This window comes from Salinirubellus salinus, from assembly GCF_025231485.1.
In the GTDB taxonomy this organism is placed as follows: domain Archaea; phylum Halobacteriota; class Halobacteria; order Halobacteriales; family Haloarculaceae; genus Salinirubellus; species Salinirubellus salinus.
In genome coordinates, this window is sequence record NZ_CP104003.1 from 3,242,847 (window position 1) to 3,260,366 (window position 17,520).

General features: G+C 69.6%; 20 protein-coding genes and 2 tRNA genes. 9 read left to right on the forward strand and 13 right to left on the reverse strand.

Annotated features, from left to right (window positions below; all coding sequences use genetic code 11):
* Positions 1–118: 118 nt before the first annotated feature.
* Positions 119–727, forward strand: coding sequence for a MaoC family dehydratase (locus N0B31_RS17060; RefSeq protein ID WP_260592824.1), 609 nt, complete (start codon positions 119–121; stop codon positions 725–727).
* Here the strand turns inward: N0B31_RS17060 and N0B31_RS17065 are convergent, their stop codons facing one another.
* The 5 genes from N0B31_RS17065 to N0B31_RS17085 form a co-directional block, all read right to left on the reverse strand.
* Positions 728–1,627: an alpha/beta fold hydrolase gene (locus N0B31_RS17065; protein WP_260592825.1), complete on the reverse strand. Its 900-nt coding sequence runs from the start codon at positions 1,625–1,627 to the stop codon at positions 728–730.
* Positions 1,628–1,780: 153 nt separating this feature from the next.
* Positions 1,781–2,110, reverse strand: coding sequence for a 2Fe-2S iron-sulfur cluster-binding protein (locus tag N0B31_RS17070; RefSeq protein ID WP_368389196.1), 330 nt, complete (start codon positions 2,108–2,110; stop codon positions 1,781–1,783).
* Complete coding sequence (locus N0B31_RS17075; RefSeq protein WP_260592826.1) at positions 2,107–3,531, reverse strand: selenium-binding protein SBP56-related protein; 1,425 nt, start codon at positions 3,529–3,531, stop codon at positions 2,107–2,109. The genes N0B31_RS17070 and N0B31_RS17075 overlap by 4 nt, the downstream gene beginning before the upstream one ends.
* A gap of 149 nt (positions 3,532–3,680) precedes the next feature.
* Complete coding sequence (cgi121, locus tag N0B31_RS17080) at positions 3,681–4,202, reverse strand: KEOPS complex subunit Cgi121 (RefSeq protein WP_260592827.1); 522 nt, start codon at positions 4,200–4,202, stop codon at positions 3,681–3,683.
* Between the two features lie 293 nt (positions 4,203–4,495).
* Complete coding sequence (locus N0B31_RS17085; protein ID WP_260592828.1) at positions 4,496–6,796, reverse strand: ATP-dependent DNA helicase; 2,301 nt, start codon at positions 6,794–6,796, stop codon at positions 4,496–4,498.
* 156 nt (positions 6,797–6,952) lie between these two features.
* Between N0B31_RS17085 and N0B31_RS17090 the strand changes: the two genes are divergently transcribed.
* The 3 genes from N0B31_RS17090 (at position 6,953) to N0B31_RS17100 (ending at position 8,128) form a co-directional block, all read left to right on the forward strand.
* Positions 6,953–7,126: a hypothetical protein gene (locus tag N0B31_RS17090; RefSeq protein ID WP_260592829.1), complete on the forward strand. Its 174-nt coding sequence runs from the start codon at positions 6,953–6,955 to the stop codon at positions 7,124–7,126.
* A gap of 181 nt (positions 7,127–7,307) precedes the next feature.
* A complete protein-coding gene (locus N0B31_RS17095; protein ID WP_260592830.1) occupies positions 7,308–7,619 on the forward strand; it encodes a DUF7577 domain-containing protein in 312 nt (103 codons plus the stop codon).
* Positions 7,620–7,669: 50 nt separating this feature from the next.
* The gene (locus tag N0B31_RS17100) at positions 7,670–8,128 is read left to right on the forward strand and encodes a hypothetical protein (protein ID WP_260592831.1); all 459 of its coding nucleotides are present in this window, start codon (positions 7,670–7,672) and stop codon (positions 8,126–8,128) included.
* Between the two features lie 14 nt (positions 8,129–8,142).
* Here the strand turns inward: N0B31_RS17100 and N0B31_RS17105 are convergent, their stop codons facing one another.
* Positions 8,143–9,234, reverse strand: coding sequence for an SDR family oxidoreductase (locus N0B31_RS17105; protein WP_260592832.1), 1,092 nt, complete (start codon positions 9,232–9,234; stop codon positions 8,143–8,145).
* A gap of 110 nt (positions 9,235–9,344) precedes the next feature.
* On the reverse strand, positions 9,345–9,563 hold the full coding sequence (locus tag N0B31_RS17110) for a hypothetical protein (RefSeq protein WP_260592833.1): 219 nt from the start codon (positions 9,561–9,563) through the stop codon (positions 9,345–9,347).
* 324 nt (positions 9,564–9,887) lie between these two features.
* Here N0B31_RS17110 and N0B31_RS17115 point away from each other — a divergent pair, with 324 nt between their 5' ends.
* Positions 9,888–11,357 carry a PAS domain-containing sensor histidine kinase gene (locus N0B31_RS17115; protein ID WP_260592834.1) on the forward strand — a complete coding sequence of 490 codons (1,470 nt, stop codon included), beginning with the start codon at positions 9,888–9,890 and terminating at the stop codon, positions 11,355–11,357.
* A 56-nt stretch (positions 11,358–11,413) separates the two neighbouring features.
* Here N0B31_RS17115 and N0B31_RS17120 read toward each other — a convergent pair.
* Positions 11,414–11,522, reverse strand: a tRNA-Ile gene (locus N0B31_RS17120).
* A 25-nt stretch (positions 11,523–11,547) separates the two neighbouring features.
* On the reverse strand, positions 11,548–12,309 hold the full coding sequence (locus tag N0B31_RS17125; RefSeq protein ID WP_260592835.1) for a homing endonuclease associated repeat-containing protein: 762 nt from the start codon (positions 12,307–12,309) through the stop codon (positions 11,548–11,550).
* 216 nt (positions 12,310–12,525) lie between these two features.
* Here N0B31_RS17125 and N0B31_RS17130 point away from each other — a divergent pair, with 216 nt between their 5' ends.
* From N0B31_RS17130 to N0B31_RS17140, 3 genes are all read left to right on the forward strand, one after another.
* Positions 12,526–12,924, forward strand: coding sequence for a DsrE family protein (locus N0B31_RS17130; protein ID WP_260592836.1), 399 nt, complete (start codon positions 12,526–12,528; stop codon positions 12,922–12,924).
* Positions 12,925–12,984: 60 nt separating this feature from the next.
* Positions 12,985–13,227, forward strand: coding sequence for a sulfurtransferase TusA family protein (locus N0B31_RS17135; protein WP_260592837.1), 243 nt, complete (start codon positions 12,985–12,987; stop codon positions 13,225–13,227).
* Positions 13,228–13,307: 80 nt separating this feature from the next.
* Positions 13,308–13,910: a DUF1641 domain-containing protein gene (locus N0B31_RS17140; RefSeq protein ID WP_260592838.1), complete on the forward strand. Its 603-nt coding sequence runs from the start codon at positions 13,308–13,310 to the stop codon at positions 13,908–13,910.
* A gap of 44 nt (positions 13,911–13,954) precedes the next feature.
* Here N0B31_RS17140 and N0B31_RS17145 read toward each other — a convergent pair.
* Positions 13,955–14,060 (reverse strand) — tRNA-Asn (locus N0B31_RS17145).
* A 113-nt stretch (positions 14,061–14,173) separates the two neighbouring features.
* On the opposite strand from N0B31_RS17145, the gene cca reads away from it, so the two are divergent.
* Positions 14,174–15,541, forward strand: a complete 1,368-nt coding sequence (gene cca, locus N0B31_RS17150) for a CCA tRNA nucleotidyltransferase (protein WP_260592839.1) — start codon at positions 14,174–14,176, stop codon at positions 15,539–15,541.
* A gap of 25 nt (positions 15,542–15,566) precedes the next feature.
* Here cca and N0B31_RS17155 read toward each other — a convergent pair whose 3' ends face one another.
* Genes N0B31_RS17155 through N0B31_RS22560 form a run of 3 tightly spaced genes read right to left on the reverse strand, consistent with a single transcriptional unit; the run spans position 15,567 to position 17,491 of the window.
* Positions 15,567–15,992 (reverse strand): VOC family protein, encoded by a 426-nt coding sequence (locus tag N0B31_RS17155; protein ID WP_260592840.1) that lies wholly within the window; start codon positions 15,990–15,992, stop codon positions 15,567–15,569.
* Positions 15,993–16,046: 54 nt separating this feature from the next.
* Positions 16,047–17,054, reverse strand: coding sequence for a histone deacetylase family protein (locus tag N0B31_RS17160; RefSeq protein WP_260592841.1), 1,008 nt, complete (start codon positions 17,052–17,054; stop codon positions 16,047–16,049).
* A complete protein-coding gene (locus tag N0B31_RS22560; RefSeq protein ID WP_303655780.1) occupies positions 17,054–17,491 on the reverse strand; it encodes a histone in 438 nt (145 codons plus the stop codon). Before N0B31_RS22560 ends, N0B31_RS17160 begins: the two co-directional genes overlap by 1 nt.
* Positions 17,492–17,520 lie beyond the last annotated feature (29 nt).

Genomic DNA, 17,520 nt, shown 5'->3' on the forward strand with positions numbered 1-17,520 from the left:
GCACGAGGATAAGTGTTACTCTCAGTGGTGTCTGATGGTTCTGGATGGTATCGGGTGGTTTCCAGCCCCGAACCGACCACACCCTTTAAGACGCCGTGTACCTTCATACGTGGTAGTGATGTCCGACTCCTACTCGTCGCTGTTCGACGCCTGGTCACGGGCGTCGACGCGGGCGTTCGAGAACTACCTGGCCGCCAACCGGGCCGCGATGGCCGCGATGGGGGTCTCGACCGAGGAGACGTGGGGCGACACCGCCGCCACGCTCGGGAACGGTCAGGTGGAGACGACGGTCGCGGCCGACGCGACACTCCCCGGATGGGAGGTCGAGCTCGACGCCACCGACGGCGGCCTGCAGGTCGGTGACAGCGTCCGCTTCAGCAAGACCCTCTCGGCCGAGGACGTAGAACAGTTCGCCGCCGTCTCCGGCGACACCAACCCCCTCCACCTCGACGACGAGGCCGCCAGCCAGACCCGCTTCGGCGGCCGTATCGTCCACGGCAGCCTCGTCTCCGGTCTCATCTCCGCCGCCCTCGCCCGTCTCCCCGGTACCGTCGTCTACCTCTCGCAGGACACCGAGTTCCGCGCGCCCGTCCGCATCGGCGACCGTGTCACCGCCGACGTGGAGGCCGTCGAGGACCTCGGCGGCAACCGCTTCCGACTCCGGACGCAGGTGCTCCGCGACGACGACCCCGTCATCGACGGCGAGGCCGTCGTCCTCATCGAGTAGTCAGGAGAGGAACCCGGTCACGTCCGCGACGAACCGCCCCGGCACTTCTCTGGGGGCCCAGTGTCCCACCCCGTCGTAGAGCCGCGCCTCCGCGTCGGGGAGCTGTTCGGCCGCCCGCGACGCCCACGCCGCCGGCAACAGCGGGTCGCGCTTCCCGTGGACCAGCAGCGTCGGCACCTCCAGTCCCGCGAGCCGCGACGAGTGGTCCGTCGCCAACCCCGTCGCGCCGAACTCCGAGCGCTGCCACGACCGGACGGTCCGGCCCACAGCCGGGTCGCCCACGACGCCGTGCACGTCGCTGACCAGTTCCCCGGGGGGTGCCGCGCCGGTCAGCGTCCGGAGGTGGGCCCGCACGCTCGCCTCGCTGGCCGCGAAGGTCGACCACCACGCGCGGTGGAGCGCCGGCACCCGCAGGCCGACGCTCGCGGCCGGGCGCCACGCGGCGTCCCCACCCAGCCCGTAGCTGTCGACGAGGACGAGACGGTCCACCTCCCGGTCGAGCGCGTGGCCGAGAGCCACCGCCCCGCCCATCGAGATGCCGACCATCGCGGGCGACTCCAGCCCCAGCGCGTCGCGGAAGGCGTCGACGACCCCCTCGAAGTAGTCGGTCGTGTAGCGCACGCTCGGCTTCTCGCTCCGGCCGTGACCCGGCAGGTCCAGCGCGTACACTCGCCGGTCGGCGGCCAGTTCGGGCAGCAGGTAGCGGTACGACACCGAGGCGGCGTCCAGCCCACAGCCGTGGAGCAACAGCGCCGGCGGGGCGTCGGGGTCGCCGGCCACGTCGTAGGCCACCTCCACCTCGTGTCGCCCGCCGCGGCCGTCTCCAGCGGTCAACGTCGTCCGTCCAGTCTCGCGGTCCACGGGGTCGCGCGTACCGCCCCCGTGGGACTCACCGTCCATACCTCAGGATAGCACCGGCGTGACTGATACACCTTCGGAACGAATCGGCGGGGGACGGTCGCCCCGCTTCGCTCGTCCACCACCACCACCCTCGTTCGCGTCGTCGTCGGCGCGAAGCGCCGGCTTCCAGCGGGGCCTTCGGTCCCGCCCGATTCACTTCCACGGGTTCTCGACCAGCTCGGCCTGCACGTTCGCGCCCACCCGCAGGCGACAGTCCGTCTCCGGCACGGCCACGCAGGCGAGGACGAACCCCGCCTCGATGTGCCGCGCTTTCAGCGCCCGTGGGGCGCGGCGATACCGGACCTCCCCGTCGAGTAGTTCGGCCGTGCAGGTCCCACAGGCACCGGTCAGACAGCCGAACGGGACGTGTTCGTCCGCCCGCCCGGCCGCCTCCAGCACCGTCTCGCCCGGTTCGGCCCGCACCGTCGTCTCGCGCCGCTCGCCGTCGCCCTCGCGGACGAGTGTCACCCGTCGCCGACTCACTGCCAGACGTCGCTCGTGCAGTCCCCGTCGGGCCACCGGATCTCGTGGGCGCGTGACGGGCCGTGGGGCATCTCGCCGAAGTCGACGAGGAACTCCTCGTCGAGTTCCATCGTCCCGCGCCGGGGGTCGACGTCGGCCTTCAGCATCACGGACCCCTGCTCGGCCTCCTCGGGGTAGAACTGGTTGTCCCACGAGGAGAACAGCGAGGTGGTCCAGTAGAGCCGCTCGCCGTCGAGCGAGAGCTGGAGCATCTGCGGGCCAGCGATGACCTCCCGCTCGCCCTCGATGGGGTGGCTCGGGCCGAAGTTCCCGCCCGCCCACAGCTGGTCGGCCAGCCGCGGGTTCGACGGGTCCGAGATGTCGTACATCCGCACGTCCCCGTGGAGCCAGTTCGAGAAGAACAGGTAGCGGTCGTCCATCGACACCAGCAGGTCCGTCACCAGACCCGGGACGGGCATGTCCCAGTCCTCGTGTTCACGGGGCTCGATGTCGATGACCTTCTCCGCCTCGAAGTGGCCCACTCGCTCGTCCGGCGAGCGTTCGGTCTCCTGGAAGTGGAAGACGTTCGAGGAGAGCGCGGCCCCCACGTAGCCGTGGGCGTGGTCGGGGCTGTGGAGGAACCGGACCTCCAGCGGTATCATCCCCTCCTCGCCGAGGTCGAGGGTCTGCTCGACGGTGCCGGCCTCCCAGTCCCAGACGTGGAGCTGTCGGCCGTACTTGCCCGCCTCCACGTCGTCCAGGTCGAAGCCCGGGTAGTAGGTCTTCGGTGCGGCCCACTCGCTGGATATCATCACGTTCCGCCGTGGCTGGTACCAGTAGTCGTAGTTCATCTCGATGTCGCCCGGCGCGTCCCAGCGCCCGACGATCGAGAAGTCCGACTCGTCGAGTTGGAGGAAGCCCCCCGGCAGGTCGCCGTCGGCGTCACCGAGCATCGAGAGCACGATCTGGCCGTCGGGGATGCAGTGGACCGTGTGTGGCGCGCTCAGGTCGTACTCGAACACCTCCTCGGGTTCGATCACGTGCGTCAGCTCCGGGTTCCGGCGGTCCTCCGTGTCCACGATGTGGATGCGCGAGGAGCGCTGGCCGGGGATCACGAGGTGTCGTCGCTCCAGCCCCCCGACGTGACACGACGAGGAGCAGGCGTTCCACCCGAAGTGGTGGAGTTCGTCACCCATGTTGGGCATCTCCACCCGGTCGACCACCTCGGCGTAGGTGTCCGAGTCGGGATCCAGGTCCACTACCCCGAGGAAGTCGGGGGCCTCCACGTCCGTCCCCACGTACAGGCACATCACGTAGGCGAGTTCCTCGGGTTCGGACTCCTCGATGGCCGCCTGCGGGGTCGCGTAGCCCGGTCCCTCGTGGTCGTGCTGTGCGTGGTCGTGGCCCGCGTGTGCGTCGTCCGGGTTCTCTGCGTCGCTCATGCCTTTGCAAGTCACTGTGTGACATACTACCCTGATGGGTAGCAGCCACCGTCACCGCTGTCTGCGACAAATGTTACCGCAATACCGAACACGGGACACCGTCACTGTCTCCGAGTCACGTTCGTCATAGGAATCTGCAAATTTTGCCGCTACCGGTCGACCACCAGCAGCGCCACGCGCTCGAGGACCAGTTCTTCGAGACTGGCGTCGGTCGCCGCGAGTTCCCGCTCGCCCACGTCGAAGAACTCGCGCACGCGGGTCTCGTCGAACGCGTCGAGCGTCGCGGCCGGCTCGAGCAGGTCGCGCACCGCCTCGGCCGCCCCGGCCTCGTCGCCCGCCCCGTCAGCGGCCACCAGCACCACGGCGGGCGTCTCGCCCTCGCCGACGCCCAGCTCCAGTGCTCGGTCTATCTGTCGGCGGCCGGCGGCGTACAGCAGGACCTCGACCCCCCGGTCGCGGGCGATGCCCGCCCCCCGCGAGCGCTCCCGGTCCGCGAGTTCGAGTGCCCGCTCGAGGTGCCGACGCGAGACGACGTACCGGGCGTCGAACGCCTGTGCCGTGACGCCGTGTTCGTCGCCGACGGCGTCGAGCGCCTCGACGAACGCGCCGACGGAGGGGTGACTCCGCTCGGCGTCGGTGCCGACGTGGACCACGCCCTCCACCAGTTCCATACCCGGCCTCGAAACCGCGCGGGCCTACACGTTTCGGTCCGTGCTCGGGGACCAGTTGCAGGTCGTCCCCGTGGCCAGACCGGCCTCGTCGACGTGCTGGCGGGTGTGCAGACGCGGGTCGCGGTACAACCGAGACCGCACCGCTGTCGGCCGGTCGGCTCTGTCGAGCCGACACGGCGTGGCCCTCCCCTTCCGGCAGCGCAAGCTCTGCCGACGTTCGTCCCTACGCTCGGCTCACCGTCCCACCGCACACGCTCGCTCGCGCGAGCGGTTCGGCGCGGCCGTTCGCCCCGCTAGAAGTCCCCGAACGTCGCCTGGTTCTCCGCACCGTCCTCGGCCTCCGCACCGTCACGCTCGTCCACCACCGGTGCCGCGGACTCGTCGGCCTCCACGTCCTCCATCGAGGGGTGCTGGTGGCCGGCGTTCTCGAGGATGCGCTCGGCCGTCTTCCGGCGCCCCCGGAGTGCTCCCAGCACGACCGCCTTCTCGGCCTCTCGGAGGTCCGCGCGGGTCTCGATGCCCGCCTCGAACAGCCGCCGGGCACGCTTCCGACCGACCCCGCGAACGCCGGCGAGGTCGAGCAACTCCTCGCGGACCCCGTCGTCGACGCGCTTCTTCGCCCGCCGGACCGCCGTGGCGCTCCCGAGGTCGAGTTCGGCGGCGAGCGACTCCGCCGCCCCGAGGAGCCAGCCCGCCGTGTCGACCTTCCCCCGGATGTCGCCCGGGCCGACGCCGTACTTCTCTGTGATGCGGTCCTCGTCCACCTCCTCGGCCCAGTCCTCCAGCAGGAGCGCGGTCTTGAGCGCCGAGAGCCAGTCCTCGAACCGTTCGTCCTCGAACTCGCTGGGCATCGCGCCGAGGAACTCCCCTTCGCGCTCGTAGGCCTCCATCGTCAGCTCCTCGCGGTCGCCCGAGCGGAGGTAGAGCTGGTACATGTCCGGCGTGCGCGAGACGAGGTGGTAGAGGCCCATCGCGGTCGGGTCGCGCCCGGCCTCGCTCGCCTCGCGCAGTCCGTCCACGATCTCCGCGGCGCTCATCGGGTCGAGGTAGAGCCGCGAGACGGTGTGGCCCAGCCCCGTCGCCTTCAGCCCGCCGTCCGCTTCGCGCTCCACGAACCCGTTCGCCTCGAGGTAGCCGAGCATCCGCTCCATCACCCGCTCGAGGCGTCCCTGTTCGTCCGTCTGGGCGGCGTACAGTGTCTCCTCGAGGAACTCGAGCAGGGTGTCCCGCGAGGAGGCGAAGCCGCTCGCCACCGTCGCGAGGATGTGGGTCCGCATCGCCGGCTCGGCCGCGAGTTTCGACCGGACCGGCTCCGGTTGCGCCCAGACGTACCGCTCGAACAGTTCGTCCAGTTCGTCGTGGCTGTTGGCCAGCAGGACCGCCTCGCCGTAGGGGTCCATCCCCGGCCGCCCCGCCCGGCCCATCATCTGGTGGACCTCGAGCACCGAGAGCGGCGTCATCCCGCCGGCGTCGCCGGAGTAGCGCCGCCAGTCGCGGACGACGACGCGACGAGAAGGGGTGTTCACCCCGGCCGCGAGCGTCGGCGTCGCCGAGACGCACTTGATGAGCCGGTCGCGGAACGCGTCCTCGACGAGAGAGCGCTGGCGCGACTCGAGGCCGGCGTGGTGGAACGCCGCGCCCTTCGCCACGCAGTCGGCGAGGTCGTCGCTCGTCTCGGTGTCGCTCACGCCGCGTATCTCCTCGCTGACCGCCTGCAGGCGCGCTACCTCGTCGCCATCGAGGTGGTCGACGGTGGTGTTCGCGAGGCGCTTCGCTGCGGACTCGGCGTTCCGCCGGGAGTTGACGAACACCAGCGAGGAGCCACCAGCCTCCACGACCTCGCCGTCCTCGTCCACGTCGTCCTGCAGGGTGTCGCGGACGATGGCCTCGGTCGCCCGCTCGCTCGACTTCACCCGCAACTCCCGCTGGCTCCCGTCGTCGAAGTGGAGCGCCTGGCCGTAGTGGACGCCCTTGCGGAGGTCGATGGGCCGCCACTCCGAGTCGACGAGTTCGGCGTCCAGCCACCCGGCCAGCTCCTCGGCGTTGCCGATGGTCGCCGAGAGCGCGACCACCTGCAGGTTCGGGTTGATGCGCCGGAGTTTGGCGAGGGTGACCTCGAGCGTCGGGCCGCGGTTCGGGTCGTCGACGAGGTGGACCTCGTCGGCGACGACGCAGTCGAGTCGGTCGAGCCACGAGGCGCCGTTGCGCACCAGCGAGTCCACCTTCTCGGAGGTGGCGACGACGATGTCCTTCTCGCCCAGCCACCGCTCGTTGGACTCGTAGTTCCCCGTCGACACCCCGACCTCCACGCCGTAGGGGGTGAACTGCTCGAACTCGGCCTTCTTCTCGCTCGCGAGCGCGCGCAGGGGGACGATGTAGAGCGCCTTCCCCCCGGCCGCGACGCTGGCGAGCATCGCGAGTTCGGCGACGAGCGTCTTGCCGGAGGCGGTCGGTACCGACGCCACGAGACTCTCCCCTCGCGTCACGCCGGCGTCGACTGCCTCCGCCTGCGGCGGGTAGAGCGCCTCGATTCCCTCGTCCGAGAGGTGCCCGGGGAGCCACTCGGGGATACCGTCGACCGCCGTCAGTTCCATTGAGGGAGGGTTGGGCGGTTTCGGATTTAAACTGTGGGTGAGCCGAGCGTAGCGAGGCGAGTCTCGATAGCCGACTGTAGGGAGTCCACCGGGAGCGAGGCCGCCGCGCGGCGGCCTCACCGACACCATCAATACCCCGCGGCCGGAGGACCGGACATGCGCAGCGAGGAGGCCATCCGCGACCGGATCGCGGCGCTCGAAGCCGAGTACGACAGTCACGACCCCCCCTCGTCGGCGTTCGAGGACGAGGCCGAGGTGGCCATCCTGCGGGCCATCGAGGAACTGGAGTGGGTACTGGAGGAGTACGAGGGAGAGGAGTTCACCACCTAGCCGCGACCGAACGCTCCTCGTCGGGTTCGTGTCACAGGCGCGAACCGCTCTCTGCTCGCGGCGGACAGGTGCGCCCGTGAGACCTCACCGCTCTGCACCACCCAGCACCGCCGCTCTCGTCTCCCCGTGGGTGGCCGTCACTGGCGAAAAGTCGAAGTGGTTCCGTGCTATAGCATAGCACATGCTGGGCATCGAGCCGTCGTGGCTACTCGCGGGGTTGGTGGTCGTCCACCTCCTGACGCTGGGGTACGCGTACTGGCGTCGTTCGGAGGCCGAAGGAGCGACGGGGACCCGTCACGAGGCGCTCGAGGCCCTCGACTCGCCGGCACCCGAGGTCGAGTTCGACGACGACACGCCCACCGTCGACTGCGAGGTGTGTGGCGCGGAGAACGCCGCCGAGTACGCGTTCTGTCGCGGCTGTGCGAGCGAACTCCCCGGCGGCCCGGCCGGAGACGAGGCCCCCACCGCGGCGTTCGGCTCCGGGTCTGTCTGAGCGCCGAGTCGGGGCGAACCGCTATGGCCCCTCGGTCACCAGCGTCCGGTATGCCGGAGATTCGCCTCACCGAGGAGCAACTCGAACGCCTCGAGGCCGTGACCGCCGACGTCGAGGCGGCCTACGTCGGCCGCTACGGCCGGGCCACCCCCACCGACGCCATCGACTACCTGCTCGACACCTACACCCCACCGAGCGCCACCGTCGAGGCCGACGCCGCGCCCCCGTCGAACGGCGACTCGGCGGACGGGGGAGCCGACGAGACGGACGAGGCGGAGGAGACGGAGGCCGACACGGGGGCGACCGAGTCGGCCTCGACCGGCGGGTCCGGGTCGGGTGGTGGCGGCTCGCCGCTCACGGCGGCCGCGGCGCTCCTCGAGGAGAACGACGACGTCTGGCGGAAGTCCGGCGGTGACGCCCCCTACGAGGTCGACCTCCCGGACGGGACGACGGAGGCCGTCCGGACCAAGGGTGACGTGAAACGGCTCCTGTTCAAGCACTATCGTTGAGCCCGCCCCCCGGCTCAGTTCATCCCTTCGGTGCCGATGTCCGGGTTCGCCTCGTAGAACGAGACGAGGCTCTCCGCGTACTCCGAGAAGTGCGGACACTCGATGCCCGACCCTTCGAGGTCCTCGACGGCGTTCGTGCAGTCGAACGACGCCGGCCACGTCTGGTACTCCAGCCCCCCGCTCTTGAGCAGGTCTGACTCGCCCAGCAGGGGCGTCAGCGACCCGCGAAGCCCCTCCACGAGGCGCTTCGGGTACGGCAGGACGATGGTGCGGTCCTTCCCCGCCGCTTCGCCCAGTAGCCTCACCATCTCGGTCGTCGACGGGGGGTCCGGGTCCGCGAGGTGGTACGTCTTCCCCTCGCTCTCGTCGATGCCCGAGAGGTAGCCGATGGCGTCGACGATGTAGTCGCTCGGGACGACGTTGAACTCCGCCGCCGAGGCGCCGCGCGGCACCGGGACGACGGCGGTGTTCCCCTGGTCGACCAGCCCCTCCACGAACGCGTAGATGCCGTCGTACTTCTGGGTCTCGCCGGTCTCCGAGTCGCCGACGGCGACCCCCGGTCGGTAGATGGTCGTCGAGACCTCGTCCATCCGCTCGCGCACGGCCACCTCCGCCATGTGCTTCGTGGACTCGTAGTAGTTGAAGAACGTCTGTCCCTCCTGGAGCATCGATTCCTCGAAACGGCCCTCGTAGTCGCCCGCGACGACCACGGTGGAGACGTAGTGGTAGCGCTCGACGCCGGCGGCGACGGCGAACTCGGTGACGTTGCGCGTCCCCTCGATGTTGACGGCCTTCCCCGGCGCCCGGTCCATCGTCAGGTCGTAGATGGCCGCGAGGTGGTAGACGTGGGCGGTGTCGGCGACGACGTCGTCGTACGCGTCGCCGAGGCCGAGGTCGGTCTCGGTGATGTCTCCCTCGACGAGGTCGATGCGGCCGTCGGTCCCGTGGTCGGCCTCGATGGTCGCGGCACGCTCCTCCGCCTCGGCGCGGAACTTCGACTGGACCAGACAGGTGACGGTGGTCTCCTGGTCGTGTCTGTCGAGCAGTCGCTTCACGAGCGCCGACCCGAGGAAGCCCGGAAATCCGGTCAGGAATACGGCTGGCATGGACTGGCACGGGCGGTCGGCGAACAAGAAAGTTCCCCCGTCGCGCACGGGTGGGTTCAAGTCGGCACGGACATCGCGCCCCGTCGACTCACGTCGGGGGTGGGCCGTGTTCAGTCCTCGCGCTCCCCGCCGACGGGACTCCCCTCGGCGAGGTGGTGTGTCAGCCACCCCATCCCCGTCTCGTCGTCCAGCTCCGCCCCGTCCAGCTGGTCGATGAACTCCTCGGAGGCGACGACGGTCGCGTAGAGGTCACAGACGAGCTGTTTCAGGAGCTCCGGGTCGTCGGGCAGGTCCGCGGGGTCGAGTTCGGCCGGCAGGTCGTCGGTCATGGTCGGACGTGGGGGAGGGAGCGGCAAAAGCGTTGGCGAGGACCGGCCGGCGGCCGCTGAGCCGGTCGCCCCGCGAGCGGCGAGTCTCGTCGGGGAAGTGTCGACTCGAATTGATACGCACGGGGAGAGTGGACGATCACAGATTCGCGGTTCACAGCCGTCGGGAGCTCACAGACACGACGTTCCGGTCACGTGGGCGCCTCTCGAGACGGGTGAAATCACGCCGGACTGACACGGGCTTATTTGCGTACGTGGCCCCAACGACCGGGCTGTTCGAATGAATCCACCAGGGAAGCCCGGTTCGACGGCGGAGGGCCCGACCCCGTGACAGGGGCCGAGCGAGCGATCACCAGTCCGTCGTCGTTCAGGCGAGCGGTCGAGGCGGCCGGACACGCCATCTTCTTCGCGGACGCCTCTGGCGAGATCGTCTACGTCAACCCGGCGTTCGAGGAGATGACCGGGTACCCTGCCGAGGAGGCGATCGGTCGAACCCCGGCGATACTCAACTCCGGCCACCACGACCCGGAGTACTTCGAGCGGCTCTGGGAGACGATAGCGAGCGGCGACGTCTGGGAGGAGGAGGTCGTCAACCGTCGGCGCGACGGGGAGACGTACCTCGCCAACCAGACCATCGCGCCGGTCGCAGACCGAGAGGACGGGACTATCTCTCACTTCGTCGCGATCCAGACGGACGTCACGACGCAGCGGGAGTACCGGCGGGAGATACGACGGCAACAGGACCTCTCGACGCGGACCGAGGCGAAGGCGAACGTGGGGGGCTGGGAGCTGAACCCGGAGACGGATACCCTTCGCTGGACGGCCGGGACACGCCGGCTCCACCAGGTGGAGTCGGCGTACGAGCCGACGGTCGACGACGCCCTCGAGTTCTACCACCCCGACGACCGTGGGCGCATCGAGAACGCCGTGACCGAAGCGCTGGAGTGGAACCTCCCCTACGACGTGGAAGCACGTCTCGTCACGGCGGAGGGGAGTACCAGAGTCGTCCGCACGACGGGAACGCCGGTCGCCCCCGACGACGGCGGCACGCTGCTGCGGGGAACGATCACGGACATCACGGACGAACAGACGCGCCAGCAGCAGTTGATGGTGTTCAACCGGATCCTCCGACACAACCTCCGCAACGAACTCAACGTCGTGCTGGGTCACGCCGGCCTGCTTCGGGATTCGTTCGGCGCGAGCGACGCATCCGTCACACTCTCACGGACCGAGGCGCTGGACGCCCTCGAGGATATCGAGGCGGCGGCCGACGGCCTCCTGAGCACCGCCGAGCGCGCGCGAGAGTTCGACCGCGTCTACCGACAGCTCCACGACACCACGCCGGTCGAGATACGCCCACTCGCCGACGCCGTCGCCGCACAGCATCGAGCGGTGACGCCGGCCGCGACCGTTCGAGTCGAGGGGCTCGAGCCGGTCCTGCTCGGTAACTCCGATGCCCTCCGGCTCGTGCTCGAGGAACTCGTCGAGAACGCGGTCGAACACACCGACGAGGAGGCTCCGACCGTCACTGTCCGACTCCGTGAGACGGCAGACGGGTCGCTCCAGATCTCCATCGCCGACCACGGACGTGGCCTCCCCGAGCTAGAGCGGCAGGTGCTCACGGAGGGGGAAGAGAGCCAGCTCAAGCACGGGCGCGGCATCGGGTTGTGGGTGGTCAAGTGGCTCCTGACCCCACTCGGCGGGTCCCTCGAGATGACGGAGAACGAGCCGAAAGGGACCGTGGTCAGAGTGACGTTCCCCCCATCGCGGTGGACGTCGAGTAGCGACGCAGCGTAGTGGGAACAGCCGCTCAATTCCCCCGACTCTCAGTTCGCAGTCGCTCGGGATCTGCATGGGCCCTGCCGGATTTGAACCAGCGATCACCCGGTGTCCCACAGTCCCGAAAAATGTCGGGAAACTGATATGAGCCGGGGGCTTTGAACCAGACTAAGCTAAGGGCCCTGTGTACCGAACTGCCCGGCCCGGATTATTGAACCTGTCGGGTTAACGCATCACCTCGCCCGCCCAGTGTCTGTTCCAATTCTTCCACGCTCCGGACCACCACACACTCCTTGCCGGTCCGGTCGTAGAGCGCCAGTTTTCGCTCGAACTGCTCGGCGTTGGGGCGCTCGCCGGAGGCGTACCCGTTCACCTCCACCCAGAGGTCCCGGTCCGCGAGGTAGAAATCACCGTACCAGTTGTTCTCTCCGAGCGGCGGGTGGACCTCGTACTCGATGCCGTTCTGGTGTAGATACATCGCGACGGCCAGTTCGTGCCGACTGTCGAGTCTCGCACCTCCGGGTCCCATCGTGGACGTTCCGTGTCGCTCTCCGGGGCTGATTCCGCTCGCCTCACACGCCTCGCGCCACGACCCGAAGTGCTTCTTCACGCTACTGCTAGCGTACTCGCCGTACTCGTCGTACTGTCGCATCGTCAGGTGGTCGGTACTCACCCGTTCGTGAACGGACTGCACGTCCACCACCATCGCATCCCGCTCGGCCTCGCCGTACTCCCCCACCTGCATCCCGTCCGGCGTCACCCCGGCCTCCCGGAGCACCTCGGACCAGCTGGAGTCGATTACGCTGTACATCCGCTCGAGACAGGGAAATCGGTCGTCAGCCTGCGCGTCTCGTGTGGTCGGTGGCTGGCCCATCTCCTCGGCGAGCATCTGTAGTGATGCGACCAACTCCTCGTGCGTGTACCCCTCGTACTCTGTTTCAGTGTGCTGGTTTCCGTGGAACTCGCCCATGCGACCTCTCACTCCGACGTCGCACTTCAACGCTCGCCGCCCCCTCGGTGAAAGTAGAACGGCCGAGATGGTCGCTCGCCCTCGAGCGACGGTTCCCCCGGTCGGCGTGTGGACGGCCCCGTCAGAACTATCACTCGAAACGCACTTTCTCACGGTCTTGTAATCATCGCACCTCACTATCCCCGTGCTCGCCGTCTCTGTCGCCGTGAACCGACGATGACAGGCTACGCGATCGTACTGGCGTCCGGAAAGTTCGAACGACTACAGGCAGTGAGCAACATCGCGTCCATCGCGGCGGCGTCCGACATCCCCGTCGACGTGTTCGCCACGATGGACGGACTGGAGGCCTTCGACCGCGACGTGGTCGCGGGGATGGACTTCGAGATGAGCGCCGTGGGCCGCGCGATGCTGGAGGCCGAGCACATGAACATGTCGCTGTTCAGTGAGAACCTCGCCCGCGCGAAGGACCTCGGCCCCATCCACGTCTACGCGTGTGAGCTCTCGATGGACGCCCTCGACAAGGACCTCGACGACTACGTCGACGTGTTCGACGACGTCCTCGGCGTCTCCGGGTTCCTGACCCACGCCGCCGACAAGCAGGTGATGTTCGTCTGACCCTGCGCTGCGGCCAGTCCTGTAGCAGCGTATCACGACCACAGAACCCAACACGAGACAATGAGCACGGAGATCAACCCTGACGTGACGATCGACGCCCGCGGCGCGACCTGCCCCGGGCCCCTGATGGACCTCATCGGCGAGATAAAACACGCGGACGTCGGCACCGTCTTCGAACTCCAGACGAGCGACAGCTCCTCCAGCCACGACGTCCCCGAGTGGGTCGAGAAGGCCGGTCACGACCTCCTCGGCGTCGAGGAACACGACGACTACTGGAGCGTCTTCGTCGAGACGACGAAGTGAACGACCTCACGGCTCGCGGGCGGTCGACGCCACGCGAACAGAGCGGCCCGTTTTAGGAGGTACGGCCCACACCGGAGGCCATGGACGACGCGGACGACCCCACGCCAGAGGACGCCCGTCGTGCCCTCGACCGGGCCATCGAGGAGCGCCCCGCCGAGGTCGTCGCCTTCGTGGAGCGACTCGACCGGGCCAACGACGTACTCGACGGTACACGCCGGTCGACCGACCGCGAGCGCCGTCCGCGGCGCACGCCCGCCGAGGAACTCCTCGACGGGTTCGCCGAGACCACCTCCGCCCTGTTCGGTGCCGGGACGGGTACCGAGAACCCCGCCGCCCTCGCGACACTCGCCACCGCCGTCGGCACGAACGCCGGCGACATGGAGCGTGCGCTCCGGAAACTCGCGGCGCTCGAACGCGATGGCACCCTCCGGGACCTCGCCGAGGCGGGCGAGACCCTCCGGCAGTTCGAGACCGAACTCGGCGAGGAGACGGCCGACCTGCTCGAGGACCCGACCACGGCGGGCGAGGTGGGGCGGATGCTCCGGGCGCTCGAGGCGGCCGAGGCGGCCCCGGAGACCCGACTCGGCCTCGTCGGGTTCGCCCGTGAGCTCCGCGACGAGGAGGTCCAGCGGGGGATGGGGTACCTGGTGGCGCTGGCGCGGGAACTGGGGCGGGAGGAGTAGCGGTCGCTCGCAGCCGAGACTGCTCGCAGAAGGTATCCGCGGGACGCCACCTCCAGGGCTCGAACCTGGGACCACCTCGTCTCTGCGGCCGACAGCGCGAGACTGCGCGGCCGTAACAGCGAGGTGCTCTACCAACTGAGCTAAGGCGGCTTACACTCCACCGTAGTCGGATTGATTTCATAGGGCTTTCGCTTCCGCGTCGGCGTGTCACTCCCCCACCAGCCATCGACACGCTTTCACGCCACTCCCCCGAATCGCCGGCGATGAGCGACGAGCAGGACGCGTTCGACGCGGTGGTCCGAGCGGTCCACGACCGGGTCACGCCCGACGCCGAGGAGCGCGCCCGCCTCGAGTCGGTGGCCGCCGAACTCACGGCCCGCGCCGAGGCGGCCGTCGAGGACATCGGCGTCGACGCCGACATCGTCCGGGTCGGCTCCACCGCCCGCGGCACGTGGCTCGCCGGCGACCGCGACATCGACCTGTTCGTCCGGTTCCCCGACGATCTCTCGCGCGAGCGACTGGAGGCCTACGGCCTGCAGGTCGGGAGCCACGTCCTCCCCGAGGGCCACGAGGAGTACGCCGAACACCCCTACGTCAAGGGCGAGTACGACGGCTTCGACGTGGACTGCGTGCCGTGCTACGACGTCGACAGCGCCGCGGAGATCCAGTCGGCCGTCGACCGCACTCCGTTCCACAACGCCTACCTCGCCGAGCGACTGGACGACGCCCTCGCCGGCGAGGTCAGGGTCGCCAAGGCGTTCCTGAAGGCCGTCGGTGCCTACGGCTCGAACCTCCGGACCAAGGGGTTCTCGGGCTACCTCGTCGAACTCCTCATCCTCGAGTTCGGCGGCTTCCGCGAACTCGTCGAGTCGGCGGCCGACTGGAACCCTCCCGTCCGCTTCGACCCCGAGGACCACGGCACCCGCGAGTACGGCGACGACCTCGTCGTCGTGGACCCCACCGACCCCGAGCGGAACGTCGCGGCCGCCTGCTCGGCCACCAACGTCGCGCGCCTCCAGCACTACAGCCGAGCGTTACTCGCCGGCCCACGCGAGTCGCTGTTCGAGCCGCACGACCCGGCGCCGCTCGACGCCGCGGGGGTCCGCGAGGCCGTCCGCGAACGGGCCACAGAACCCGTCGCGGTGCGCTTCGAGACGCCAGACGTCGTGGAGGACCAGCTCTACCCACAGCTCGACAAGTCACTCGCCGGCCTCCGCGACGAACTCGCCCGGCGCGGGTTCGACCCGCTCCGCTCGGCCCGCTTCGCCACCGACGAGCACGCGGTCCTCCTCGTCGAGTGTGGCGTCGCCGAGCGTCCGCACGTCCAGCGCCACGACGGACCGCCGGTCGGGGTGCGCGCGCACGCCGAGGGGTTCTACGGGAAGTACGACGACGACCCGGACGTCTACGGCCCCTACATCGAGGACGGGCGCTACGTCGTCGAGCGCGAACGCGAGTTCCGCACGCCCGTCGCCTTCTGCGAGAGCGACGCGCTGTTCGGCGTGGCGCTCGGCCCGCACGTCGAATCCTCGCTGGAGCGCGGCTACGACGTGCTCGCCGGCGAGACGCTCGGGGCGCTGGCGCCCGAGTTCGGCGACGAACTGGCGCGGTACTTCGCCCCCGTCCCGTGACCGGCGGGACCCACCCCGCGCTCCGTCACGCGCCACCCAGCACCTCGTCGAACGACCGGTCCGTGTCGACGGGTTCGCTGAACACGAACTGGTAGCCGTCCGGGTCGCGGAGCCGCAGTTCGCGGGTGTTGTACGGCGTCTCCGTCGGCTCCTCGGCCGTGCCACCAGTGGTGCGGAGCCGCTCGAACACGTCCTCGAGTGGCTCGCTCGCGTTCACGTAGACGGTCACGCCGGCCCCGGCCCCGGTGGGGGCGCCGCGCCCGACCAGCATCAGGTCGGCCCCCGTCGCGTACCGGAGGTGGACCGTCTCGCCGTACGCGAAGACGGGCTCGAACCCGAGTCGCTCGTACCACGCGGTGCTGCGCTCCGTGTCCGAGACGGCCAACTGCGGGAACAGCGCCATCGGGTAGAACTCGGCGCCGTCGGCCACCTCGTAGGGTCGCTCGGCCATGGCACCCGCAGGCGAGCCCCCGAGATAGCGTTTGTGCTGCCGTGCGAGCGGGTCTCAGTCCAGGTCGTGGACCTCGCGCACCCGGTCGACCACGCTCGTCGCCCGCTCGGAGGGGTCGCCGTCCGGTTCGACCGGTTCGCGCCCGTCGAACACGTCGTTGACCATCGCCACCGAGGAGGCCAGCGCGTCCAGCCCGTAGCCTCCTTCGAGGACGAACGCGAGCGCCGCGTCGGTCCGGTCGGCGAGCTCGCGACAGCGGTCGGTCATGACACCGTACCCCTCCGTCGAGATGCGCATCCGGGAGATGGGGTCGTGCTGGTGGGCGTCGAACCCGGCGGAGACGATGAACAGGTCCGGGTCGTACCGCTCCAGCGCCGGCATCAGCAGTCGCTCGACGGCGTCGAGGTACTCCGCGTCGCCACTCCCCCCCGGCAGCGGTGCGTTCACGAGTGTCCCCTCGCCGTCACCCTCGCCGGTCTCCTCCACGTCGCCGGTCCCGGGGTAGAGACCGCGTTCGTGGAACGAGGTGTAGTGGACGTCGCCCCGGTCGACCGTGAGGTCCTGCGTGCCGTTGCCGTGGTGGACGTCCCAGTCGAAGATGGCGACGCGGTCCACGTCCGGCCGGTCGAGCGCCACCTCGGCCGCGACGGCGGCGTTGTTGAAGAAGCAGAAGCCCATGGCGTTCGCCCAGACGGCGTGGTGGCCCGGTGGCCGCCCGAGCGAGAACGGCGTCATCCGGCCGTCCGTGCCGTCGAGGGCGGCCTCACACGCGTCGATGGCGAGCCCAGCGCTGTAGCGGGCGGCGTCCCACGTCGACTCGACGGCGACGGTGTCGGCGTCCCACGTCCCGCCACCGTTCGCACAGAACTCCTTGACCGACGCGACGTACTCCGCGTCGTGGACGCGCGCCAGCGTCTCCTCGTCGGCCGGGTCGGTCGACTCGTACTCGACGGCGTGCTCACGGGCGAGGCGCCGGCGGATGGCCTCCAGCCGGTCCGACGTCTCCGGGTGCCGCGGGCCAGTGTCGTGGTCCAGACAGCGGTCGTCGTAGCCGAATCGCATCAGAAGTATCGTTGGAGTTCGTAGTAGGTCTCGACGTCCTCGGCCTTGACCGTTCGCCGGGCGGCGTGTCGGGCGAGGACGGCGGCGGCGGCGGCCACCCGGTCGGCGTAGGCCTCCAGGACCGCCGCCAGCGCCACACGCGCGTCCATCGACACCCGGTAGCGGTCGTCGATGTCGAGGCGAGCGATGCGGTCGACGGGGGCGATCGGGAGTTCGAGTCCGTCGCGGGTGGCGTCGGCCCCCTCCGGGAAGTCCGAGGCCATCAGCGTCTTGCGGCCGTCGTCGGTGGCTCGCTCGGCGGCCTCGGCCGCCAGCGCCGCGCCGTGTTCCTGTATCCGTCGAGCGAGTTCCTCCGCCGCCTCGGCGCTCACGCGCAGGTCCCCTGCGTTCCGTCGGATGATGGTGTCCACCGGGGCGAACGGGAGCTCGACGCTCATACCCGTGTGCGGGTCCGTGGCGCGCTTAA